Origin of the sequence: Streptomyces sp. CY-1, from assembly GCF_047218265.1 — a bacterium.
GTDB classification, from domain to species: domain Bacteria; phylum Actinomycetota; class Actinomycetes; order Streptomycetales; family Streptomycetaceae; genus Streptomyces; species Streptomyces niphimycinicus.
The window spans coordinates 2,455,194-2,476,583 of record NZ_CP178393.1 but is presented as its reverse complement, the minus strand read 5'-3'; the positions used below and the strand labels follow the sequence as shown (position 1 = coordinate 2,476,583).

Annotated in this window: 21 protein-coding genes and 4 pseudogenes; 18 read left to right on the top strand and 7 right to left on the bottom strand. The window is 69.7% G+C overall.

Annotated features, from left to right (window positions below; all coding sequences use genetic code 11):
- Nucleotide 1 precedes the first annotated feature (1 nt).
- From ACK1X7_RS10435 to ACK1X7_RS10425, 3 genes are all read left to right on the top strand, one after another.
- Nucleotides 2-709 (top strand): response regulator, encoded by a 708-nt coding sequence (locus ACK1X7_RS10435; RefSeq protein ID WP_385143628.1) that lies wholly within the window; start codon nucleotides 2-4, stop codon nucleotides 707-709.
- 621 nt (nucleotides 710-1,330) lie between these two features.
- Entirely contained in the window at nucleotides 1,331-3,691 is a 2,361-nt protein-coding gene (secD, locus tag ACK1X7_RS10430; protein ID WP_413114993.1) for a protein translocase subunit SecD, read from the top strand.
- Nucleotides 3,692-3,810: 119 nt separating this feature from the next.
- Nucleotides 3,811-4,026 (top strand): hypothetical protein, encoded by a 216-nt coding sequence (locus ACK1X7_RS10425; RefSeq protein WP_385118181.1) that lies wholly within the window; start codon nucleotides 3,811-3,813, stop codon nucleotides 4,024-4,026.
- A 155-nt stretch (nucleotides 4,027-4,181) separates the two neighbouring features.
- On the opposite strand, the gene ACK1X7_RS10420 is transcribed toward ACK1X7_RS10425, so the two are convergent.
- Nucleotides 4,182-5,090, bottom strand: a complete 909-nt coding sequence (locus ACK1X7_RS10420) for a LysR family transcriptional regulator (RefSeq protein ID WP_361496760.1) — start codon at nucleotides 5,088-5,090, stop codon at nucleotides 4,182-4,184.
- A 132-nt stretch (nucleotides 5,091-5,222) separates the two neighbouring features.
- Here ACK1X7_RS10420 and ACK1X7_RS10415 point away from each other — a divergent pair, with 132 nt between their 5' ends.
- The 3 genes and pseudogenes from ACK1X7_RS10415 to ACK1X7_RS10405 form a co-directional block, all read left to right on the top strand.
- Nucleotides 5,223-6,341 (top strand): PrpF domain-containing protein, encoded by a 1,119-nt coding sequence (locus ACK1X7_RS10415; protein WP_385143624.1) that lies wholly within the window; start codon nucleotides 5,223-5,225, stop codon nucleotides 6,339-6,341.
- Nucleotides 6,338-7,771 carry a C4-dicarboxylate transporter DctA gene (gene dctA, locus ACK1X7_RS10410; RefSeq protein ID WP_385143622.1) on the top strand — a complete coding sequence of 478 codons (1,434 nt, stop codon included), beginning with the start codon at nucleotides 6,338-6,340 and terminating at the stop codon, nucleotides 7,769-7,771. The genes ACK1X7_RS10415 and dctA overlap by 4 nt, the downstream gene beginning before the upstream one ends.
- Nucleotides 7,772-7,865: 94 nt before the next feature.
- Nucleotides 7,866-8,045 (top strand): annotated as a pseudogene (locus ACK1X7_RS10405) (FAD-dependent oxidoreductase); the annotation flags it as partial.
- A 485-nt stretch (nucleotides 8,046-8,530) separates the two neighbouring features.
- Here ACK1X7_RS10405 and ACK1X7_RS10400 read toward each other — a convergent pair.
- On the bottom strand, nucleotides 8,531-9,160 hold the full coding sequence (locus ACK1X7_RS10400; RefSeq protein WP_385143620.1) for a type III effector protein: 630 nt from the start codon (nucleotides 9,158-9,160) through the stop codon (nucleotides 8,531-8,533).
- A gap of 128 nt (nucleotides 9,161-9,288) precedes the next feature.
- Here ACK1X7_RS10400 and ACK1X7_RS10395 point away from each other — a divergent pair, with 128 nt between their 5' ends.
- From ACK1X7_RS10395 to ACK1X7_RS10375, 5 genes and pseudogenes are all read left to right on the top strand, one after another.
- A complete protein-coding gene (locus tag ACK1X7_RS10395; RefSeq protein ID WP_385143618.1) occupies nucleotides 9,289-9,720 on the top strand; it encodes an Hsp20/alpha crystallin family protein in 432 nt (143 codons plus the stop codon).
- A 100-nt stretch (nucleotides 9,721-9,820) separates the two neighbouring features.
- Nucleotides 9,821-10,215, top strand: a pseudogene (locus tag ACK1X7_RS10390) (DUF2267 domain-containing protein).
- 59 nt (nucleotides 10,216-10,274) lie between these two features.
- Nucleotides 10,275-10,718: a DUF2267 domain-containing protein gene (locus ACK1X7_RS10385; protein ID WP_361496739.1), complete on the top strand. Its 444-nt coding sequence runs from the start codon at nucleotides 10,275-10,277 to the stop codon at nucleotides 10,716-10,718.
- A 256-nt stretch (nucleotides 10,719-10,974) separates the two neighbouring features.
- Nucleotides 10,975-11,268: pseudogene (locus ACK1X7_RS10380) on the top strand (alpha/beta fold hydrolase); the annotation flags it as partial.
- Nucleotides 11,269-11,409: 141 nt separating this feature from the next.
- A complete protein-coding gene (locus ACK1X7_RS10375; protein WP_385143614.1) occupies nucleotides 11,410-11,694 on the top strand; it encodes a hypothetical protein in 285 nt (94 codons plus the stop codon).
- Nucleotides 11,695-12,083: 389 nt separating this feature from the next.
- On the opposite strand, the gene ACK1X7_RS10370 is transcribed toward ACK1X7_RS10375, so the two are convergent.
- Nucleotides 12,084-12,212, bottom strand: a complete 129-nt coding sequence (locus tag ACK1X7_RS10370) for an LPFR motif small protein (protein WP_279595799.1) — start codon at nucleotides 12,210-12,212, stop codon at nucleotides 12,084-12,086.
- Between the two features lie 342 nt (nucleotides 12,213-12,554).
- Between ACK1X7_RS10370 and ACK1X7_RS10365 the strand changes: the two genes are divergently transcribed.
- A complete protein-coding gene (locus ACK1X7_RS10365) occupies nucleotides 12,555-14,144 on the top strand; it encodes an FAD-dependent oxidoreductase (protein ID WP_413114992.1) in 1,590 nt (529 codons plus the stop codon).
- Between the two features lie 36 nt (nucleotides 14,145-14,180).
- On the opposite strand, the gene ACK1X7_RS10360 is transcribed toward ACK1X7_RS10365, so the two are convergent.
- Nucleotides 14,181-14,531: a hypothetical protein gene (locus tag ACK1X7_RS10360; protein WP_385143610.1), complete on the bottom strand. Its 351-nt coding sequence runs from the start codon at nucleotides 14,529-14,531 to the stop codon at nucleotides 14,181-14,183.
- A 1,233-nt stretch (nucleotides 14,532-15,764) separates the two neighbouring features.
- Here ACK1X7_RS10360 and ACK1X7_RS10355 point away from each other — a divergent pair.
- The 5 genes from ACK1X7_RS10355 to ACK1X7_RS10335 all read left to right on the top strand — a co-directional run bounded on the left by ACK1X7_RS10355 (nucleotide 15,765) and on the right by ACK1X7_RS10335 (nucleotide 19,553).
- Nucleotides 15,765-16,103 carry a MerR family transcriptional regulator gene (locus tag ACK1X7_RS10355; protein WP_385143608.1) on the top strand — a complete coding sequence of 113 codons (339 nt, stop codon included), beginning with the start codon at nucleotides 15,765-15,767 and terminating at the stop codon, nucleotides 16,101-16,103.
- Nucleotides 16,104-16,709: 606 nt separating this feature from the next.
- Entirely contained in the window at nucleotides 16,710-16,913 is a 204-nt protein-coding gene (locus ACK1X7_RS10350; protein WP_137964988.1) for a cold-shock protein, read from the top strand.
- A 316-nt stretch (nucleotides 16,914-17,229) separates the two neighbouring features.
- On the top strand, nucleotides 17,230-18,747 hold the full coding sequence (locus ACK1X7_RS10345) for a DEAD/DEAH box helicase (protein ID WP_385143606.1): 1,518 nt from the start codon (nucleotides 17,230-17,232) through the stop codon (nucleotides 18,745-18,747).
- 61 nt (nucleotides 18,748-18,808) lie between these two features.
- On the top strand, nucleotides 18,809-19,192 hold the full coding sequence (locus tag ACK1X7_RS10340) for a CBS domain-containing protein (protein WP_385143604.1): 384 nt from the start codon (nucleotides 18,809-18,811) through the stop codon (nucleotides 19,190-19,192).
- A gap of 49 nt (nucleotides 19,193-19,241) precedes the next feature.
- Nucleotides 19,242-19,553 (top strand): SCO5918 family protein, encoded by a 312-nt coding sequence (locus ACK1X7_RS10335; RefSeq protein ID WP_078644780.1) that lies wholly within the window; start codon nucleotides 19,242-19,244, stop codon nucleotides 19,551-19,553.
- A 107-nt stretch (nucleotides 19,554-19,660) separates the two neighbouring features.
- On the opposite strand, the gene ACK1X7_RS10330 is transcribed toward ACK1X7_RS10335, so the two are convergent.
- A complete protein-coding gene (locus ACK1X7_RS10330) occupies nucleotides 19,661-20,020 on the bottom strand; it encodes a hypothetical protein (protein ID WP_385143602.1) in 360 nt (119 codons plus the stop codon).
- A 280-nt stretch (nucleotides 20,021-20,300) separates the two neighbouring features.
- On the opposite strand from ACK1X7_RS10330, the pseudogene ACK1X7_RS48290 reads away from it, so the two are divergent.
- Nucleotides 20,301-20,498: pseudogene (locus tag ACK1X7_RS48290) on the top strand (IS630 family transposase); the annotation flags it as partial.
- Nucleotides 20,499-20,503: 5 nt separating this feature from the next.
- On the opposite strand, the gene ACK1X7_RS10325 reads toward ACK1X7_RS48290, so the two are convergent.
- Both ACK1X7_RS10325 and ACK1X7_RS10320 read right to left on the bottom strand, forming a co-directional pair.
- Complete coding sequence (locus ACK1X7_RS10325; RefSeq protein WP_382956723.1) at nucleotides 20,504-20,677, bottom strand: CsbD family protein; 174 nt, start codon at nucleotides 20,675-20,677, stop codon at nucleotides 20,504-20,506.
- A 14-nt stretch (nucleotides 20,678-20,691) separates the two neighbouring features.
- Nucleotides 20,692-21,078: a hypothetical protein gene (locus tag ACK1X7_RS10320; protein WP_413114991.1), complete on the bottom strand. Its 387-nt coding sequence runs from the start codon at nucleotides 21,076-21,078 to the stop codon at nucleotides 20,692-20,694.
- Between the last annotated feature and the right edge of the window lie 312 nt (nucleotides 21,079-21,390).

Below are 21,390 nucleotides of genomic sequence, written 5' to 3'. Positions count from 1 at the left end.
CATGCCCGATCCGACCCCGCCCGGACCCACCACGGCCTCGGCACCGTCCGCCACGGCCGCGAAGCCGATCCGCATCCTGCTCGCCGACGACCACGCTCTCGTACGCCGCGGCGTACGCCTGATCCTCGACAGGGAACCCGACCTGGAGGTCGTCGCCGAGGCCGGGGACGGTGCCGAGGCCATCGAGGCGGCCCGGAGCCAGGAGATCGACCTGGCCGTGCTGGACATCGCCATGCCGCGCCTGACCGGTCTTCAGGCCACCCGGGAGCTGGCGGCGCTCAAGCCGGGTCTGCGCATCCTGATGCTGACGATGCACGACAACGAGCAGTACCTGTTCCAGGCACTCAAGGCCGGGGCCTGTGGCTATGTGCTGAAGTCGGTTGCCGACCGCGACCTGGTCGCCGCCTGCCGGGCCGCGATGCGCAACGAGCCGTTCCTCTACCCCGGCGCGGTCACCGCCCTCATCCGCAACTACCTGGAGCGCGTCCGCCACGGCGAGGAAGACCCCGACCAGCTCCTCACCCCTCGTGAGGAGGAGGTCCTCAAACTCGTCGCCGAAGGGCACTCCTCCAAGGAGATCGCCGAGATCCTGTTCATCAGCGTCAAGACCGTGCACCGCCACCGGGCCAACCTCCTGCACAAGCTCGGTCTGCACGACCGGCTGGAGCTGACCCGCTACGCCATCCGCGCAGGTCTCATCGAACCCTGACGCCCGCCCCGCACCGACGTCCGGGGCTCTGGTCGTCCACTCCCCGGCCGGAGCCCCGGACCGGCACCCCACGCCGAGCACACGGCAGGAGTCGAGCACCTCGCAGGAAGGGGACGGTGCATGCGCCCAGCACCTCGCAGCACCCCGACCGCGGTTCACCCGCTCGCGGGGACGCTCATCGCGCTCCTCGCCGTCCTGCTGGCGTTGGTTCCCGCCGATGCCGCGCGCGCGGCTTCCGTTCCGGTGCCCGCGGCTTCCGTTCCGGTGCTCGATCCGGCCCCGGCGGCCACGGGCGCCGAGCGCCCCGACACCGGTCCCCACGCGGACGACCCGTGTGCCGTCGGCTGCGCGGCCCAGGCCAGGGTCCGCCACGACCACCTCGGCGAGCGCCCGTGCCCACCGGATCACCACGCCACCGACCCCCCTGACGCGGATGCCGGCCCGGCTGTCGGCACCCGTGCTTCAGCGCCTTCCGCGTGCGCGCCCGCCTCTCCCGGCCGGTCGGCCCACGACCGCGGCCGGGCCCCTCCGGCACCCGCAGGTACCTGACGCGACCCATCACCCTTTTCTCCGTCGCGGCCGCGCGGGCCGCTGCCGCGGCGTGCCTGCCGGAGGCTCGTGTTGAAACGCCGGAACAACCGCCAGAACAACCGCCGGAACAACCGCACCAAGTCCTTGCGCGTGCGTGCGCTACTCGCCCTCGCCGTGATCGTAGGATCGCTGGCCATCGCCCTCACCACGCCCGTCCGCCTCGGCCTCGACCTGCGCGGCGGCACCCAGATCATGCTGGAAACCCGCTCCACCCCCACCACCGACGCCGACGCCGCGGCCACCGACCGCACCGTGGAAGTGCTGCGCGCCCGCATCGACGCGCTCGGCGTCGCCGAACCGACCCTCGTCCGCTCCGGCGACCACCGCATCCTCGTCGAGCTGCCCGGCGTATCTGACCCGAAGAAAGCCGCCGACGTGCTGGGCCGCACCGCGCAGCTCACCGTCCACGCGGTCCTCGGCCCGGCCCGGACCGCCGACGGCGCCACCGCCCCGGCGACCGATCCGGCCAAGGAGCGCGTTCTGCCGGACGAGTCCGGACAGCCCCTGCGCCTGCGGGCCGCCGATCTGACCGGACGGGACGTCGAAGGCGCCGACGCCCGCTTCGACCAGCAGGGCGGTGTCGGATGGCACGTCGCGGTCGACTTCTCCAAGACCGGCCAGGACCAATGGCGGCAGATCACCGCACGGGCCGCCTGTCACCCGGCCGGTGACCCGCAGCGCCGGGTCGCCATCGTCCTCGACAACAAGATCATCTCCTCGCCGCAGGTCGACCCCTCCGTACCGTGCGGGACCGGCATCCCGGGCGGCACCACCCAGATCACCGGCTCCTTCGACGACACCGAAGCCCGCGAACTGGCCCTGCTCGTCTCCGGCGGAGCCCTGCCCGTACCGGTCGAGACCGTGGAACAGCGCACCATCGGCGCCACGCTCGGCGATGCGGCCATCGAGGCCGCGGCCTGGGCCGCCGGCATCGGCACCGCGCTGACCGCGCTGTTCATCATCGCCGTCTACCGGCTCATGGGCCTGCTCGCGACCGCGGCCCTGGCCTGCTACGCCCTCGTCTCCTACGCCGCCCTGGCCGCGCTCGGCGCCACACTGACCCTGCCGGGCCTCGCCGGGTTCGTCCTGGCGATCGGCATGGCCGTGGACGCCAACGTCCTGGTCTTCGAACGGACCCGCGAAGAGTACGCGGCCCGCAGCCGCTCCACCCCCCGATCGGCACTGACGGCCGGGTTCCGCGGAGCCCTCAGCGCGATCGCCGACTCCAACATCACCACATTGATCGCCGCGGCTCTCCTGTTCGCCTTCGCCTCCGGCCCGGTGCGCGGCTTCGGCATCACCCTCGCCGTCGGCGTCCTCGCCTCGATGGTCAGCGCCCTGGTGATCAGCCGGGTGCTCGCCGAGTACGCGGCCAACCGCCCCGCGGTCTTCCGCCGACCCCGCGTCACCGGCATCGCGAGCACCGGCTGGGTCCGCGACCGGCTGCTGCGCCGCGACCCGTTCCTGATGCGCCGTCCGCGCCGCTGGCTGGCCGCCTCCGCCGCACTCGCCGTCATGGCCGCGTCGGGCATCCTCGTCCGCGGCCTGGACTTCGGCATCGAGTTCACCGGCGGCCGGCTGATCGAGTACGCCACCAGCACCTCCGTCGACCCCGACCGGGCCCGCACCGCCCTCACCGACGCCGGGTTCCCCCGCGCGGTGGTGCAGTCCTCCGGTGACACCGGGCTCACGGTGCGCGCCGAGAACCTGACCAACGCCGACGAGGCCACCGTCACCGAAACCATCAGCAACCTCGGCGGCGAGACGAAGAAGATCCGCGACGAGCTGATCGGCCCCAGCATGGGCGACGAACTGCGCCGCAACGCCCTCATCGCACTCTCCCTCGCACTGGGCGCCCAACTGCTGTACCTCGCGGTGCGCTTCCGCTGGTTCTTCGGGACCGCGGCCGTCGTCGCGCTCGCCCACGACGTGGTGATCGTCATCGGCGCCTTCGCCTGGCTCGGCAAGCCCATCGACGGGGTCTTCCTGGCCGCCCTGCTGACCGTCATCGGCTACTCGGTCAACGACTCCGTCGTCCTCTTCGACCGCGTCCGCGAACTGCTCGACCACGACCGCACCACACCGCTTCCCCGCCTGACGAACCGGGCGATCCTGCAGACCCTGCCCCGTACCGTCAACACGGGCATGGGCGCGGCACTCATCCTCACCGCCCTCGCCGTCCTCGCCGACGACACCCTCGCCGACTTCGCCCTCGCCCTGCTCATCGGCCTGGCGGCCGGCACCTACTCCTCCGTCTTCACCGCCGCCTCACTCACCATCGAGCTGCACCCGCCCCGGAAGACGTCGCGGCCGCGGCCGTCGCGGTTCACCCGGCGGCACTCCTCCTCGGGGCAGAACGTGGTGTCGACTTCCGAGGAGACCCCTCGATAGGGGCACCGTCGTTTCCGAGCTCACGTCCTTCCCCACGACGCTTCCCCACGACGCCCGCCGCACCGACCACGTGCCACACCTTCGCGTCCTACCCCACACCCGTCGCAACCCCGGTCCTGGTGACCAGCGGTGACTGGTCCGGAGACGCCGACGGGCTCGTGTTCCAGAACACCGGGTCCCGCGCCGTCGACGTGGAATACACCACGTACACGAACGACGGGACCGTCCCGGTGGACGGCACGGTGTGCGTCACGACGAGCAAGGCGAGCAGACAGTTCTTCTACAACCCGACCACCGTGCACACGGTCACCTGGCGCGCCGACAACACGGGCTGACATGACCGCACCGCGGGCGCTTCCGGGCCGGAGGCGCCCGCCTTTCCGTCAGCCCCGGCCGCCCGGCCACTGTGGTGCCTCATCGATTTCCGCTGCTCAGGGGGCCGGGCTGAGTTCTGGAACCCCACAGGCCCCGGACGCTTGCTCGGCCTATGTCATGACGACGTGCCGGTCGTAGCGCTGTCGCGCAGGAAGCCCGCGAAGGCCCCAGCGGCGGGGGTGAGGGCATGGTCGGCCATGCGGACCAGGAGGATGCGGCGTACCGGGGCGGGGGGTTGCAGTGGCAGGACGCTGACGCCGCCTCGGGTGCCTTCCAGCGCCAGGGTGGGGGCGAGGGCGACGCCGATGCCGGCGGCGACCATGGCCTGTGCCTCCTGGTAGTCGTGGGCCTCGTAGGCGATCTGCGGCTCGAAACCGGCTGTGTGGCAGCAGCGGGCGAGAGCCTCGGCCACCGGGTGGTTCTCGGCGCGGGTGATCCAGGGGTCGTTCGCGAAGTCGGCGAGGGCGGCCGAAGGGCGGCCGGCGAGGGGGTGGTCCTTGCTGACGAGGAGGGCCGGAGGGTCGTCGACGAGTGAGGTGACGACGATGTCCTCGCGGTCGATGCGGTTCCAGTCGTAGTCCCACATCAGGGACATCTCGATTTCCCGGTTCTCCAGCATCGCCCACAGGCCCGCGATGCGGGCGCTGCGCACCGTCAGCCGTACGTCGGGGTGGGCTTTCCGGAAGGCGATCACGGCCCGGGGGAGGAGGGAAGCGCCGACGGTGGGGAAGGTTCCGATGCGGAGGATGCCCGCGCGTAGTCCCGCGAAGTCGGCGAGCTCGTTCTCGGCGGCCGTCAGTTCCCGCTCGATCCGCTCCCCGCGCTCGGCCAGGGCGCGTCCCGCGTCAGTGAGCGTGACACCCCGCGCATGGCGCTCCAACAGCGGCTGCCCAGCCTCCGCCTCCAAGCGGCTGACCTGCTGGGACACCGCTGAAGGCGTGTAGTTGAGAGCCCGCGCGGTCGCGGTGACCGAGCCCCGGCGGGCGACCTCGGTGAAGAGCAGGATGCGCCGCACATCGAGCACCGCGCCACCTCCAGCATTAATTCCAACTTAATACCCATGCAGATTTCCGAGATTGTACTTCATGCTCTCCGCGCCCACCGTGGATCACACCACGCACGGAAGTGCCGGCGGGGTTTCCACGAGGAGTCTGTTGTGTTGCGTCTGCAGGGCGAGATGATCCGCGGAGGAACCAGCAAGTGCTGGATCTTCGACCACCACGATGTGGTCGCGACCGGCGTGGACGCCGACACCCTGCTGCTCGCCGCCTACAACGCCGCCGACCCCCGCCAGATCGACGGCGTCGGCGGTGCCTCCTCCACCACCTCCAAGGCCGCGATCGTCCGGACACCGGCCGAGCCGGGCATCGACGTCGAGTACGCCTTCGCGCAGGTCGGCATCGGTGACGAGCGCGTGGAATGGACCAGCAACTGCGGCAACTGCGCCACCGCCGTCGCCCTGTACGCCGTCCACAACGGCCTGGTACCGATCACATCGGACTCCACCACGGTGCGGATGCTCAACGTCAACACCGGGGCCCGCCTCACCGGCACCATCCCCACCCCGGGCGGTACGGCCCCCGACGAGGGCACGGCCGCGGTGCCCGGCACCGCGGCGCTCGGAGTGCCGGTCCTTCTCGGCTTCGAGGACCCGGCGGGTACGACCACGGGGCGCGCCCTGCCGACCGGCCGAGCCCTGGACACCCTGATCGGGCCCGCCGGTCCGGCCGAGGTGTCCCTGGTCGACGCCGGCGCCCCGGCCGCGCTGTTCGAGGCCAAGGCGTTCGGCCTCGACGGCACCGAGTCGCTCACCGAGTTCGCCGAGGCGGTGCCCGCGCTCACCATGCTGCGCCGCGAGGCCGCCCTGGCCATGGGCCTGGCCGACCGGAACGACCCGGTCAGCCACGCTGTGCCGAAAGTCGGCGTCGTTGCCCGGGCCGCCTCATATCGCACCACTCATGGCACTCTGGTCAGTCAGGACGAGTACGACCTGGCCATACGCATGGTCTCCATGCACGCACCCCACCCGGCGATCGGCCTCACCTCGGCCGTCGCCCTGGCCACCGCGGCCGCCATCCCCGGCACGCTCGCCCACCGCGTCGCCCGGCAGACCGCCGACGGCACGCTGCGCCTGGGCACCCCGGCAGGTGTCATCACCGCCCAAGCCGTCCCCGCACCGGACGGCGCGTCCCCCACGGTGCTGCTGCACCGCGCCGCCCGCCGCATCGCCCGAGCCGAACTTCTCGTTCCCGTCCTGGAAGGACGCCCCGCATGAGCCGCAACGATGCCGCCCCGGGTACCGTCACCGCTCCACCACGCCGCACCCGTCGGCTGCTGTCCCTGCTCTACGTCCAATGCCTGATCGGTGTTCTCGCCGGTGCCGTCGTCGGCTGGCTGTGGCCTTCCTTCGGCGCCGAGCTGAAGCCCCTGGGCGACGGCTTCATCGCGCTGGTGCGCATGATGATCGCGCCGGTCATCTTCTGTACCGTCGTCCACGGCATCGCCTCCATGGGCAACGCGCGTGCCGTCGGCAGGGTCAGCCTCAAGGCGCTGCTCTACTTCGAGGTGCTGACCACCGTCGCCATGGTGATCGGCCTGGTCGTCGTCAACGTCGTCCAGCCCGGCAGCGGACTGCACGTCGATCCCTCCACCCTCTCCACCAAGGGGTTGCCGCCCGAGGCGACCGCGAGCCATGAGAGCTTCTCCGCCTTCGTCCTCGCCATGATTCCGGACACCCTGCTCAGCGCCATGACCGGCCACGAGATCCTGCCGGTGCTGGTGGTCTCGGTGTTGTTCGGCTTCGGCCTCAACGCCGGCGGCGAGGCGGGCGCGGGGATCGCCCAGGGCATCGAGAAGCTGTCCAGGATCCTGTTCACACTCATCCGCTGGATCATGCGGCTGGCCCCGATCGGCGCCTTCGGCTCCATGGCCTTCACCATCGGCAACTACGGCCTGGACACCCTGCGGCACCTCTTCCTGCTGGTCGGCTCCTTCTGGCTCACCGCCCTGTTCTTCGTCCTGGTCGTCCTCGGTACGGTCATGCGCGTCAACGGCCTGCGCCTGCTGCCCTTCCTCCGCTACATCAAGGAAGAGCTGCTGATCGTCCTGGGCACCTCGTCCAGCGAGCCAGTGCTGCCGCGCATGATGGCCAAGCTCGAGCACGTGGGCGCCTCCAAACCGGTCGTCGGTATCACGCTGCCCGCCGGGTACTCCTTCAACCTCGACGGCACCGCGATCTACCTCACCATGGGCTCGGTCTTCCTCGCCCAGGCCCTCGGCATCGACCTCAGCCTCACCCAGCAGATGTCGATGCTCGCCATCATGCTGCTCACCTCCAAGGGTGCCGCCGGGGTCACCGGGTCCGGCTTCGTAGCGCTGGCCGCCACCCTCAGCGCCGTTCCCCACGTACCCGTCGCCGCCCTGGCGCTCATCTTCGGCATCGACCGCTTCATGTCCGAGGCCCGCGCCCTGACCAGCGTGGTCGGCAACGGCGTCGCCACTCTGGCGGTGGCCAAATGGGAGGGACAGCTCGACGAGGACCGTGCCAAGGCCGTCCTCCGTGGCGATATCCCGTACACCTCCGCTCCCGAGGCCGGCCACACCCCCGAGCCGCAGGTCGATCCCGCACCTGGCGAGAAGCCCGCGGAAGCCGACCCGAAAGCAGCGGCCGGAGCGGACCGTGACCCCGTGCCCGCCGTCGGCTGACGCACCGCACACAGCCGGTCCGGAGCCCGTGCTCCGGACCGGCCCTTCCCGTGATCAGGACCGGCCCTTCCCGTGATCAGGAGCACCCGCACTCATGGCAGCACCCTGGGACGTCATCGTGGTCGGCGGCGGAAACGCCGGCTTCTGCGCAGCGCAGTCCGCCCGGCAAGCGGGCGCCCGAGTCCTCGTACTGGAAAAGGCGCCACGGCAGTGGGCCGGTGGCAACTCCTACTTCACCGCCGGCGCCATGCGCACCAGCCACGGCGGACTCGCCGACCTCGAGAACCTCCTGGAACCGACCGCGCGGGACCGCTTCCCGCTCACCGACCTCGCCCCGTACACCGACGACGACTTCCTCGACGACATGGTCAGGGTGACGCGCGGGCGTACCGATGCCGACCTCGCACGGATCCTGGCCGACGAGTCCCGCGCGACGATTCAGCCGTCCCAGATCAAGCCGCGCTTGACCGCGCAGCGCGCCTCCGGATCATGCGGGCTGACCAGCCGGAGGCTGCCCGGCGGGAGGTCTTTGCCCTCCCGCCGGCGCACCCCCTCACCGTGTTCGCCGCCCCGGTGGTACTGCTGGGCCCATGCCCGAGGATCTCGGGAGCGGGGACAGGACGCAGCGACACCGCCGATCCTCCTCACTTCCCCGCGAACAGACCGATCCCCAACACCATCCCACCCCGAGAACCCACAGGTCAGCCGATTCTCGAGAATCGGGCGACAGAGTCGCACAGGCTGGATCGTTGACTCGTACTACGGGGTTGTGAGGGTGTCGAGCCGGGCGGCGAGGTCGGGGTGGGCGGCGACCAGGTGGGGGCGGGCGGCGGTCAGGGGGGCGATGAGGTCGGCGGGGTCGTCGTGGGCGAGGGCCGCGTGGAGCTCGCTGACAGGGCGACGGGCGGCGGGGGGAAGGTCGGTGAGTGCGGTGATCTGGCCGGCGAGGCGGCGCAGGTCGGCGGCGTTACGGCGGGCCCAGGTGGCGGTGCTCCGTTCGGCGGCCCGGGCCTGGCGGGTGGCCGTTACGCGCTGCTCGCCGGTGGTCCCGGCGGCTCCGGGGCGGCCGCGCAGGTAGCGGCGCTCGGCGGCTTGACGGCTGGCGACACCGAGGGGCTGAGCGAGGTCGGCCCAGCTTGCTCCCGCGTCGCGGGCCGTTTCGATCAGGCCGGTCTCCCATCCGGCGAGCTGCTCGCGGACCTGCCGCAGCAGCATCAGGGAGGCCAGGGCCTGCTCTGGGCCCGGCCCGGTATCGGGGGCGCTCGGGGCCTCGTGCTGAGCATTGCGCAAGGCGTCGTCTATGGCGTTAAGGGCCGCCGAGGCGGCGAGGAATGACGCCGGGCTGTGGTTGTCGGTGCTGATCGTGGGCGGCTGGTCGGCTGCGGTCACGGGCACCTCACTCGGGTTGTCATCACGTTGATGACATCATGTTTGTCATCCATTGGATGACATGTTACAACGGTGTCAGTGAAGCGCATTGGCAGTAACTGCCAGAACCTGCTGGAGGTGTTTTCACGATGTTGATGCGCACTGACCCCTTCCGTGAGCTGGACCGGCTGACGCAGCATCTGATGGGCCCGGGTACGTGGTCGAGGCCGTCGGCGATGCCGATGGACGCCTACCGCGAGGGCGACGAGTACGTCGTGGCCTTCGACCTGCCTGGCGTCACTGCGGACGCGATCGACATCGACGTCGAACGGAACATGCTCACCGTCAAGGCCGAGCGACGGCCGGTGGCGAAGGCCGACGACGTGCAGATGGAACTGTCCGAGCGGCCGCTGGGCGCCTTCTCCCGCCAGCTCGTGCTCGCCGACACCCTCGACACTGAGCGCATCAAGGCCGACTACGACGCGGGCGTGCTCACTCTGCGCATCCCGATCGCCGAGCGCGCCAAGCCCCGCAAGATCTCCATCGGCGTCGGGACCGGCCACAAGGAGATCTCCGGCTGACACCGGCCGGACAGGTGCGGAGGACGGGCACCTGATCTCCCCCTCTCCCCGCCCTCCGCACCCCCGTGGGCAGTCCGAAGAAGAAGGGGTGGCGGCCGAGATGACTCTGCGACGCGAAGCGTTCCTCGACCACGTGAAGGAGCGCGGCGAGTACGGCACTGCGGAGGAAGCCGAGCGAGCGGCCCGCGTGGTGCTCGCCCTGCTCGGCGCGCACCTGGTCGGCGAGGTCCGCGCCCTGCTCGCGGCACGCCTGTCGGAGGACTTCGCCCTGATCCTGCTCAACCCGCTGCAGAGAGCCGGGCCGCTGCCGCCGGAGCGCTTCGTGCGGGCGACCGCGGCCTGGACGAGGGTGCCACCGAGCGGACCGCGACGTGGGACGTCAGCGCCGTGCTGTCCACGGTCGCCGACACGGCCGGCGAGGACCTGATGGGGCAGATCCTGCTCCAGCACCCCGCTGGCTACGACCTGCACTTCGGCCGCCCCCAGCCCACCTGACCACCGGTGCCGCACACCGGCACCACCCAATCCTGACTCCACGAAAGGCACGCACCGCAGTGATCACCGACGTGCGCATACCGCTTGAGCAGCAGCAGCCGTACGGGACGGCGTATGGGCAGATGCTGGAGAAGGTCCGCTACGAAGGCGCCTACCCCACCCGTGAGAGGGCCGAGGAAGCCGTCCGCCTGGTCCTGGCGGGGTTGGGACGTCAGTTGACCGGCGACGAGCGCGTCGACCTGGCCGCCTGCCTGCCCGTGGAGGCCGCACGTGTCCTGACCGCGCAGATCCCTGACACGCAGCCGCTGACCGGATGGGCCTTCGTCAAGGATCTCGCCGCCCGCTCCGGCGCCTCCCTGGCCACCACCCGCTGGGACACCGGCTCCGTCTTCTCGGCCGTCACCGCCCACGCCGGCCCCGACCTCATCACCCGCATCCTCCAGCAACTCCCCACCGGCTACGCGCTGCTGTTCGGCCGCGCCCAACTCACCCCGGCCGCGTAAACGGGCCGTATCCGGGCGACGCGTGCACGGGCCGTCAAGACCCCCCTCGGCACTCGTGCCGTCGCCCCCGGTACGCACCGGCACCCGGGGCCGTAACAGGGGCCGCTCGTACTGATCCCCTCCGGCCGGGCTCGTAATGGTGAAGTCCCCGATCCGCGCGATCGGAGACTTCACCTTTGCTGGTCACCGTCCCGGCCACACCAGCCATTCCTCGACGCGCTCCCCCGAACGAGCCAGGCGTACCACTGATGCGCGAGCTCGGGGAGAATGGAGCGCTGGTCTGGCCGGCGGAGCCGAGGAAGCCGAAGCGCTGGAACAACAGCGCCTGGAGGAAGCCGAAGCGCTGGAACAACAGCGCCTGACGGTCCCGGTTCCCGGGATCTCCAGCAGCCACGGCTCCATCCCCGACATGGCAGCTTCCATCAGGCCGTGGGCCGGCCACGCCACCGGGATCGGCGTGCCGGACGCAGGACACTTCATCCCCGATGAACAGCCCGATGCCGTCGCTGCCGCGCTGACCGACTTCATGTGGTCCCACACGTTCCGGTAACGACAGATACGGCATCACGTCACATACCGCTCTCTCGAGGGCGCCCTGATTATTTTCGCTCGCTCCGCGTCACTCGCCTCGGAGGGGGAACCCGGAGATGAGCCCTGAGGGGGGAACTTAACTCCCTAAGGAACCACTGCCATGATCAAGAAGCTGCACGACGTGGGCCTGCGCAGCGAGCACGCCTACACCGCCGCTGTCGCCTCCATCGGGCTCTCCATACTCACCTGGGCCACCTCCCTGCGCGCCGAACCCGGTGCCGGGCTCGACCGTGCCGACCGCTGGGGCATCTACGTCGGCGAGTGGGCGCCCACATTCTTCGGCCTCGGCCTCGCCCTGTCGCACTACGAGCAGGAAGAAGGCTCGCTGATGGGAGAGGCGCACACGAATGGAGAGCGGAAGCGGCAGATGACAGGCACTGCGTAGCAGGGCCCCTCGGCTACACCAGAGCCAAGGCGGCAGGAGGCCGGTCACCGCGGCGACAACGTGTGGCCGACGCGAAGCGGCGACCTCGGACGCACCGGACAGCACAGGCATCCCCTCCGGCCCGGCCCGTCGGCCACGGCAGCAGATGCCCCGAACCGGTCGGTGTTCTCCGAGACGCCGGCGGCGATGATATACACCGCTAGAGCAGACCGGGGGCATCGCCGCCGGTGACGCCGATGTGGTGGCGCCTATGGTCTTCTGCGATCAGCGAGGCTCTGCCACAAACTGTCCGTGGAGGGGCTGCTCACGTTGGGCGTCAACGGCGGCTGGCCCGCACGGCCGTCAGCCGAGCGGCTCATGCTGTGGCGGGCGTTCAGGCGTCGAGGGTGTCAGTGGTGTCCGTGGGCGGTGTCCGAAGCGCCCCCGAAGAGCCGCGCCACGGCGCGGAAGGGCAGGGTGACGACGGTGGCGATGGCGCCACCAACGGACCGGAAGACATCTGCCAATGCGCGGAGCATGAGGGCCTCCATTGTGGTCAGAACCGCTCACCATGCGGTGGCCACGGCTGCGGCCGGCACAGCTTGTCACCGCCCGAGTTCCCGGGCGATGGCCGGGGAGACGGGCCATGCCACCGAGGAGGGTCCGCCGCCGTGCTCGTGGCCGAAGTGATCTTTGTACCCACCGGCAGGCGGGCCGTACCCATGGCCTCGACACGGTGATCGAAAGCTGGCCGATATGCGGCGTGACGTGCAGCAACGACGTTTCGAACGGTACACCGCTCTGGAGCGGTAGCCGATTGATATGGGGGCACCCGGATCGGGACCGCAAGCCACAGGAGCAGAGCGGGAGAGGAGCTGGCGATGACGAGTCTTCCCACCGGGTACGCGCCCTCGTCGTACTGGATGTCATCGGCACCGGGACCGTCCCACCCAGCCCTGGATCCCGGCGGGGAAGGCAGCGCTCCTGATGTCGAGGTCGCCGTGGTCGGCGGGGGCATCGCGGGTATCTGCACGGCCTGGGAACTGGCCCGTGCCGGGCGCCGGGTGGCATTGGTGGAAGCGGCCCGGCTGGCCGCCGGGATTACGGGGCACACGACAGCCAAGCTCTCCGCCCTCCAGGGCCTGGCGTACCAGGAGATCCGTGGCGTGCGCGGGGAGGAGGCCGCCCGGCTCTATGCCAGGTCACAGGCCGACGCCGTGGACCGGGTACGGCAGGTGGCTGACGAGCTGGGAATCGACTGCGATCTGGAGGAGTGCCCCGCCTTCACCTATGCCGAAGGCGAGCAGGCCCTGGAGAAGGTGCGGGCCGAGGCGGAGGCCGCGTCGTCGGCCGGGCTGGACGCCTCGTTCACGACCGGGACCGATCTGCCCTTCCCGGTCGCGGGAGCGATAGAGGTGGCGGGGCAGGCGCAGTTCCACCCCCGGAAATACCTGCTGGCGCTGGTGGAGGACCTGGTCGCGCGAGGCGGTCTGGTCTTCGAGCACTCGCGCGTGGTGAGCCTCGACGAGGGCCATCCGTGCCGCCTGACCACCGACCGCGGAGCGCGGTTGCGGGCCCGCGACGTGGTGGTGGCGACGGCCTACCCGATCTTCGACCGGGCCCTGCTCTTTCCCCGTCTGGAAGTGAAGCGGGAGCTGGTCGTCGCAGCCGTGCTCCCCTCCGACCGTGCTCCGCACGGCATGTATCTCACGCCCGAGAACGGCACCCGCTCGGTGCGCACCGCGCCGTACCGGCCTGGGCAGCGGTTGCTCATCGTCACCGGGGAGAAGTTCACCCCCGGTGTCGATGGCGTCGAGCAGCGCTACGCGCGGCTGATCGACTGGACACACGACCGTTTTCCCGGCGCCGAACCTGCCTTCCGCTGGGCGGCGCAGGACAACTGGACCACCGATCACGTGCCCTATGTGGGCCCGCTGCACCCCGCCTCCCGCCATGCCTTCGTGGCCACGGGGTTCGCCGGGTGGGGCATGACCGGCGGCGCGCTGACCGGCAGGCTGCTGGCCGGGCGGCTCACGGGGCGGCCTGTGCCGTGGGAGCGCCTGTACGATCCGCGGCGGCTGAATCCGGTACGCGAGGCACCCGCACTGCTGAAGGTTCAGGCCACTGTCGCACGCCATTTCATCGGCGACCGGCTGTCCGGGGACGGCACCGACGCGGTACGGGACATCCCGCCCGGTGGCGGGGCGGTCGTCCGCCTCGGCGGGCGGCAGCGGGCGGTCCACCGTGATGAGGGGGGTGAGTTGCACACGCTGTCGGCCTGCTGCACTCACCTGGGCTGCCTGGTGCGGTTCAACGACGCCGAGCGGACCTGGGAATGCCCCTGTCATGGCTCGCGGTTCGCCATCGACGGCAGTGTGCTTCAGGGCCCGGCGGTACGCCCGCTGAAATGGATCGGGGACCACGGGCCCGGAGCGTGCGAGCCCGGGGACGACATGGAAGACACGGGTTGAGTTCGGCTCCGCCCTCCGGAACCCTGTCCCGTCCGCTCACCTGTGCGGAATCCGTGTCAGGCCGGCGGTCTGCCACTGAGCATGGGGGTGGTGCTGAGCCATTCGCCGAACAGGACGGTGGCATCGTCCTGCGGTTCTCCGCGGTACACCGCTCTGGCGTGGCAGCAGCGGCTTGACCTTCGCCTTCCGCCGCGCGAGCGCGGGCAGCTTCTTCACCGCCGCCAGCACCCGCTGGCTCCCGGACGCCGGCCCCAGCGCCGACGACTCCCCGAGCAGGGACAGGAACGGGCGCACGGCGTTGTATCGGGTGGCCGGCAGACGCCGCATCTCCGCCTCGGCCTCCTCGTCCGCGGGCCCGAGCAGCTCCCCCAGCGTGGAGGCGGCCATGACCTTGTGGGTGCCGGAAACTGTGTCCCCCGATGCGACCTGCGTGTATTCGTGGATGAGGCCGCCGAGTCGATCGCGTCGAGAGATGGGAGTGTTGTCCGTGGCGGTGGGCGGATCGGGGTCGGTGAGTCGGTCTGGTGCCCGTTGTCGGAGGGATCGGTGCGGCCGGTGTCTGTTGTGGTGCTTCGCGTACTCGCCGATGACGAGGTGGAGGGTGGCGCTGGCCGGTGATCCGTTGATCCCGGGCTTCTGTACCACCTGCCCAAAGACAGACTGCGGCACCTTCTGCTGCTGGTCCGCCCTGAGACGGTCCTGCGCTGGCATCGTGGCCCGCTCAGGCGGCGCGATGCCGCAATCTGCGTACCCAAGAGACGCGGACGGACGAGACGGCCGATGCCCAACTCTACGAGCACGTCGATCGCCCCAAGGGGCGGCCGACTTCGTCTGCCCGGTGCTTGTGCCCCGGCCTGCGGCGCGTTAACCGCTCGAAGCCCCGGCTGTGGAGGGTGCCTGGCCGATCATCCACGCAGTCGGGCGGGGAAGCTGTGGGGTTCGCGGCATCAAGGCCGGCGCAACGGCGCTGCTCAAAGCGGGTGTCCCCGGCTGGAGTGGGGCCACCGCACGCCCTTCTGTGATCGAGGACGACTATCTCTCTGACTGGCACGCGGAAATCTGTGTCGGCCGGAGTAGACATTGGGCGGTGGTGTGGTTATGGTTTCTCTCGTAGCCGAGATCAAGCAGGGCCCGGCAGAGACGAACTGCCGGGCAGCAGTACACGCGAGTGCAGTTCGTAGGACGGTGCGGTGGTGGAGTTCGAAGCCAGAGTTGTTGCAGGACGGCGACGAGGCTGACGACCGGACCGGGTGGCCCGCAGTGATCAGGGGCCGCCGTGAGCGGTACCGCAGTAGCAGTTCAGCAAGCGCAGTTCGCAGTACCAGCAGTACGTAGTTCCCGTTCGGTAAGTAGTTCATCCAGAGGGAAAGAACGGAGGGGCCCCGCGCCATCAGGATCGCCCGGGCGGAAGTCTTGAGCCCGGGTACCGCAGGACATCGATAGTGAGGTGGTCTCCGGTCAAGCAACCGCGATCCCCGCACCCCCGACAGCATTCAGGTCGGGTCCGCGGAAACAGAAGGCCGGCGCAGTACCAAGGTCGGCAGATGGTGTAGCAGTTCCTTCGGGGCCCTGGTGCCATATGGCACCAGGGCCCCTCCACGCGTTCCACAGAGAGGTGCAATGACAGCAGAGGGCTCGTACAGCCGTCTCGACGACGACGACTACCCCGCCTACACCATCGGCCGGGCCGCCGAGATGCTCGGCACCACCCAGGGCTTCCTCCGCGCCGTCGGGGAAGCCCGCCTGATCACCCCGCTCCGCTCCGAGGGCGGCCACCGCCGCTACTCCCGCTACCAGCTGCGCATCGCGGCCCGCGCGCGTGAACTCGTCGACCAGGGCACCCCCATCGAGGCCGCCTGCCGCATCATCATCCTCGAAGACCAGCTCGAAGAAGCCCAGCGCATCAACGCCGAATACCGCCGTGGCGCTGAATCTGTGAATTCACCGCCCGAGGTCTGAGGTGGTGCACGCCCGCCGGGTACCGGCGGCCCCGCACATGCGGGGCGTGGCGCATGGGCCGTTTCCTGTGGTGACAGGGCGTTTCCTGTGGTGACAGGGGGCGCGGACTGTAGCGTCTGACGGCGACGGTGGCGGGATCTGGGCGGCGCACGGGATCTGGGCCGCGCAGCACAACAGATGCGCGGCCCTGATCCGTGTTGGGACCGGCATACGGGCCGATGAGGCCGGCGCCGGGCTGAACGGTACGGATCGTGCCACCGGAATAGTCGTGCCCTCCGAGCCGTGATCGGCGACCGCTCTTCCTGAAACCTTGCGCTCCCGGCGGATCAATATCTATGACCACGACGTGAGGGTTTAACGCGCCATGCGGAGAATGTTTTTACTGCAACGAACAGAGTGGAATCATTTAACGTGCACAGACCGCTACGGCATGCTACTGTCGATCTCGGTTGCAGTTTGATTCCCAAACTTGAAGCTCCCTCGTCGGTATTTTCAGCCGCTGGAAGCATTTTGTATTTCCGGTCATTTTCCGGGTGGGGCATCATCGCGGCGACCCGGTATCCGCGCATTGCGGATCCCGGCGTACTGCCCCAAAGGAGATATGACATGGCGTCTGGCACCGTGAAGTGGTTCAACGCGGCCAAGGGATTCGGCTTCATCGAGCAGGACGGTGGCGGCGCTGACGTGTTCGCCCACTTCTCGAACATCGCCGCCCAGGGCTTCCGTGAGCTGCTCGAAGGCCAGAGGGTCACCTTCGACATCGCGCAGGGCCAGAAGGGCCCGACGGCCGAGAACATCGTTCCCGTCTGATACTGACGTAGCTGGGGCCCGCATCCCTCGGGTGCGCGGGCCCCAGCTACGGGCATTTCCCGCAGTGGTATCACCTGTGGGACAACACCGCCCGCAGACCCTTCCCCAGGGATGCGCGTCACTTCGGAGCTACACCCGTCGACGTCGCGGATTTCACGTCCACATGACGTCACCCCTTTCATCGCCTGCGCCCGCGCCAGATTCACTGCAAGTCAGATTGACTTTCGCATTCTATTCGGCCCGTTCTCGTGATTCCCCGCGCTGCTCTTCCGCTGCGGGAATTCCTTGATACGTGCCGTATCAAGGAAGGTTCTCGATGAACCCCACCCGTACGAACGGCCGCTCCTCCCGCACCCGCACCCGCACCGACGGCCCCGCTTTCCGCTCCGGCGCCGGTTCGGGCCGGGGCAGCCGTTTCGGCTCGCCCGCCCCGAGCCGTTCAGGGGGTCCGCGCCGCTCGGGCGGCCACGGTCGGCGGCCCGCAGCGGCCCAGGGCGAGTTCGCCCTGCCGAAGACGATCACTCCCGCGCTGCCTGCCGTCGAGGCGTTCGCCGACCTCGACATGCCCGAGCAGTTGCTGGCCGCGCTCACCGCACAAGACGTGAACGTCCCGTTCCCGATCCAGGGCGCGACCCTGCCCAACACCCTCGCGGGCCGCGACGTCCTCGGTCGCGGACGCACCGGTTCCGGCAAGACCCTCGCCTTCGGCCTGGCCCTGCTGGCCCGCACCGTCGGAGAGCGCGCCGAGCCCCGTCAGCCGCTGGCCCTGATCCTCGTGCCGACGCGTGAGCTGGCCCAGCAGGTGACCGACGCACTAACCCCCTACGCCCGCTCGGTGAAGCTGCGCCTGGCCACCGTCGTCGGCGGAATGTCGATCGGCCGTCAGGCCAGTGCGCTGCGCGGTGGCGTCGAGGTCGTCGTCGCTACGCCGGGCCGCCTCAAGGACCTCATCAACCGGGGTGACTGCCGGCTGAACCAGGTCGCGATCACCGTCCTGGACGAGGCCGATCAGATGGCCGACATGGGCTTCATGCCCCAGGTCACCGCGCTCCTGGACCAGGTCCGCCCCGAGGGCCAGCGGATGCTGTTCTCCGCCACCCTCGACCGCAACGTCGACCTCCTGGTCCGCCGCTACCTCACCGATCCGGTCGTCCACTCCGTCGACCCGTCCGCAGGCGCGGTCACCACGATGGAGCACCACGTGCTGCATGTCCACGGCGCCGACAAGCAGCGGACGACGACGGAGATCGCGGCGCGCGAGGGCCGGGTCATCATGTTCCTGGACACCAAGCACGCCGTCGACCGGCTGACGCGGGATTTGCTGAACAGCGGTGTCCGGGCCGCCGCCCTGCATGGCGGGAAGTCGCAGCCGCAGCGCACCCGGACCCTGTCCCAGTTCAAGACCGGGCACGTCACCGTGCTCGTGGCGACGAACGTCGCGGCGCGCGGCATCCACGTCGACAGCCTCGACCTCGTCGTCAACGTCGACCCGCCGACCGACCACAAGGACTACCTCCACCGCGGTGGCCGTACCGCGCGGGCCGGCGAGACCGGCAGCGTCGTCACCCTGGTCACCCCCAACCAGCGCCGCGACATGACCCGCCTCATGACGGCCGCCGGCATCGTGCCCCAGACCACCCAGGTCCGCTCCGGCGAAGCGGCACTCAGCCAGATCACCGGTGCCCAGACCCCCTCCGGCATCCCGGTGACGATCACCGCGCCGGTGGCCGAGCGGCGTAAGCGCAGCGCGGCCTCACGCGGCCGACGCAGCCCCGCCTCGGCTGCCCGGCGCGTGACCGTGCGGCAGTCCTCCTTCGATGCGAAGGCGGCCTAGGACCTTCGTGATCAGAAAACTGACCCATCTCTGTAGGAGATACGTTTTGACGCTGGTTCACATGCAGCTCCGCTCGGCGAATGCCACCCCCGTGCCCATGACGGAGGCCGACGCCATGGACACAGCCGGACCGCAGGTCTGCGACGACATGACCATCGAGGTCGCCCTGTCCGTCATGGCAAGCGCCGGCACCGGGCACCTGCTCGTCTGCGACAACGACGGCCTGTGCACCGGACTGGTCACCCAGGTCCAGCTCGCCGCAGTCCGCGACAGGTCCACGTACACGGACCGGGTTCAGTTGCGCGACATCCTCGGCGACCGCGGGCCGTTCACCTCGCCCGTGACCACGATGACCGAAGCCGAGCACGCGATGTGCTGCCGCCAGCACGCCGCCCTGCCTGTCGTCGACAAACAAGGCAGCGCTCCGGGTGTCCTCGCCCACTGAACCGCCTCACCGCGGTAGAACTACCCCCTTCTTCTCTCTGTGAGGCATCATGCGCTGTGTCATCGCCCGCTTCCCGTTCGACCTCACCAAAAGCGGCGTCCTGGAATCTATGAAGGGCGTTAAGCCCGAACAGGTCACCGGCGAGTCCGTGATCATCGGCCGCCGCACCTACCCGGTCAAGCAGGTCGGCCAGGTCATCACACGCCAGGACCGCCGCGATTTCAGCGCCGGCGAAGTCCTCCGGGCCATGACCCAGCTCGGGTTCACCTGCCGCGGCCTTCCCCAGGCCGCCGCGCCCGCGCGCGTCCTCAACCCGTTGGAGCAGGCTTCCGCGATGCTCGGCGCCCCTGCGGCCGTCTGACCGACGGGCAGGCGCGAGCCACCACCAAAACAGCGGTGAGGGCCCGACCGGGATGCGCCGGTTCGGGCCCTCACCGCGTACCGGGGGTTTCTCGGTGCGAGGGTGGGTCAGTGGTCGGAGTAGCTGAAGTCGCCCATGGTCCAGGCGCTGACGTCCTCGATCGCCACGCGGTACATCCCGCCCGTCTCCGGGATCCCCACCGTGCCCTGCAGAATCCGCGCCACATGGAAATGCAGATGCGTGGGCGGCCCCTCCTTGCACGTCGTAGCGGTGAAGACGGCGGAGAAACCGCTCAGGCGGGCCGAGTCCGCCAGGACCTCCGACACCCGCTGCCTCCAGACGGCTTCGGGAGCCAGCCGGCCCGTGATGACAGCGCCACCGGCGACCACGGTCAGAGACATCTGATTGCTGTGCCCGGACTCCACCAGGGCGGCGACGTCAACGAGCAGTTCGTCAGGCTTCGACATGAGAGGCGATTCTAATTGCCGGCCTGAAGGGTTATTGCCGTACGGTGGTTGACCTGGAGCTTTTCGATCGCTCAAGTGTGGGCATGATCAGTGGTCGTGGGTCTGCGATGGCTCTGCCTGATCTTCTGCCGGCTGCTGGGCTGCTTCCTTTTGCTGGGTCGCTCGACTGCCGTGAACAACGCCGAGGTCCTCGCGCTTCGTCATGAGGTCGCTGTGCTTCGCCGACAGGTCGAGCGGCCGCGGCTCTCATGGGCTGATCGTGCCGTGCTCTCCGCTCGAGCGGGACTGGCCGATGGTGGTCCTGATGCCCGGGTATGCACCCGACCTCAACCCGGTGCAGGGCCTGTGGGCGCACATCAAGCGAAGCCTGGCCAACCTGGCCGCCCGCACCCTCAGCCAACTGGAGACTCAGCTCCGCAAGCGGCTCAAGGCGCTGCAGTACCGGCGCAGCATCCTCGACGGATTCCTCGCCTTTACCGCGGATCAGTGCCGGAAGGCGTCCTTGATCTTCGAACCGGACTGCTTGGCGTTGCCCTTCACCTTGCCGCCGTGCCCTTCCGCCTGCATACGGCGGTTACCGGTGACCCGGCCGAGCGCCTTTTTGGCGCTGCCTCGGACCGCTTCGGCCGTGTGGGCCATCTTCTTCCCGACATTCATGAGTCACTGCCTTCCTATCGATGGGCGGTGCGGTGCCCGAATAGATGCGGTCGGCCATGGCGTCGAGTGCCGCGGGCGGACTCGTCGTCCGCGGGCTCGTGTCTGCCGGCCACCTCATCGCGATCCCGGTCGACCGGCGCGGGCTCCCGGCGGTGCTGTGTGAGCCCTTGGCGCGCGGCGTGCCTACGGCGCACGGCGGCCATCATCAGACCCAGCCCGAGCAGGGCGGCGGCCCCGATCACGATCCCGGAGAGGAACACCGTTCCGGTGTAGCCGTCGCCGTTGAAACCGAACACGGAGAAGTCCCCGGTGAGCGCGTGCCCACCGCCAAGGTTGCCCAGCACGCCTACCACGCCGATGACAGCCGCCGCGGCCAGGATGATGAGCCCTATGAACAGCATGTCGCCCTCCTTGCCTTGAGAAGCCATGTGTCAAATGAAAGGTTGCGGCCCACGCCCGTCTCGCCGTCGTCCGCCGTTCGACCTCGCAAGATCCGCCTGACCTCCGTCACCGAAGCCGCCTGCGAAGCCCCGCCGTCACCGAAGCCGCCTCCGAAGCACGCTGGTTTCAACGTGAGCGGCACCCCCGGCCGTGCGGAGTGTCGCCGCCAGAGGGACGGGTGCGGCCAGCGCGAGCGTGTCCGGACGCCACGGTTTGGTGGTCACGAGGCTCTTTTACCCGGAATCGGGGTGTACCTCACATAACTGTCGATT

What these genes read in the sequence shown, in the direction of transcription:
- ACK1X7_RS10355 (WP_385143608.1), top strand. Translation starts at nt 15,765, where the DNA reads ATGACAGCAGAGGGCTCGTACAGCCGTCTCGACGACGACGACTACCCC.
- ACK1X7_RS10330 (WP_385143602.1), bottom strand. Translation starts at nt 20,020, where the DNA reads ATGTCGAAGCCTGACGAACTGCTCGTTGACGTCGCCGCCCTGGTGGAG.
- ACK1X7_RS10365 (WP_413114992.1), top strand. Translation starts at nt 12,555, where the DNA reads ATGACGAGTCTTCCCACCGGGTACGCGCCCTCGTCGTACTGGATGTCA.
- ACK1X7_RS10320 (WP_413114991.1), bottom strand. Translation starts at nt 21,078, where the DNA reads ATGCTGTTCATAGGGCTCATCATCCTGGCCGCGGCGGCTGTCATCGGC.
- ACK1X7_RS10435 (WP_385143628.1), top strand. Translation starts at nt 2, where the DNA reads ATGCCCGATCCGACCCCGCCCGGACCCACCACGGCCTCGGCACCGTCC.
- ACK1X7_RS10360 (WP_385143610.1), bottom strand. Translation starts at nt 14,531, where the DNA reads ATGGCCGCCTCCACGCTGGGGGAGCTGCTCGGGCCCGCGGACGAGGAG.
- ACK1X7_RS10395 (WP_385143618.1), top strand. Translation starts at nt 9,289, where the DNA reads ATGTTGATGCGCACTGACCCCTTCCGTGAGCTGGACCGGCTGACGCAG.
- dctA (WP_385143622.1), top strand. Translation starts at nt 6,338, where the DNA reads ATGAGCCGCAACGATGCCGCCCCGGGTACCGTCACCGCTCCACCACGC.
- ACK1X7_RS10345 (WP_385143606.1), top strand. Translation starts at nt 17,230, where the DNA reads ATGAACCCCACCCGTACGAACGGCCGCTCCTCCCGCACCCGCACCCGC.
- ACK1X7_RS10370 (WP_279595799.1), bottom strand. Translation starts at nt 12,212, where the DNA reads ATGCTCCGCGCATTGGCAGATGTCTTCCGGTCCGTTGGTGGCGCCATC.
- ACK1X7_RS10350 (WP_137964988.1), top strand. Translation starts at nt 16,710, where the DNA reads ATGGCGTCTGGCACCGTGAAGTGGTTCAACGCGGCCAAGGGATTCGGC.
- ACK1X7_RS10325 (WP_382956723.1), bottom strand. Translation starts at nt 20,677, where the DNA reads ATGAATGTCGGGAAGAAGATGGCCCACACGGCCGAAGCGGTCCGAGGC.
- ACK1X7_RS10335 (WP_078644780.1), top strand. Translation starts at nt 19,242, where the DNA reads ATGCGCTGTGTCATCGCCCGCTTCCCGTTCGACCTCACCAAAAGCGGC.
- ACK1X7_RS10340 (WP_385143604.1), top strand. Translation starts at nt 18,809, where the DNA reads ATGCAGCTCCGCTCGGCGAATGCCACCCCCGTGCCCATGACGGAGGCC.
- ACK1X7_RS10375 (WP_385143614.1), top strand. Translation starts at nt 11,410, where the DNA reads ATGATCAAGAAGCTGCACGACGTGGGCCTGCGCAGCGAGCACGCCTAC.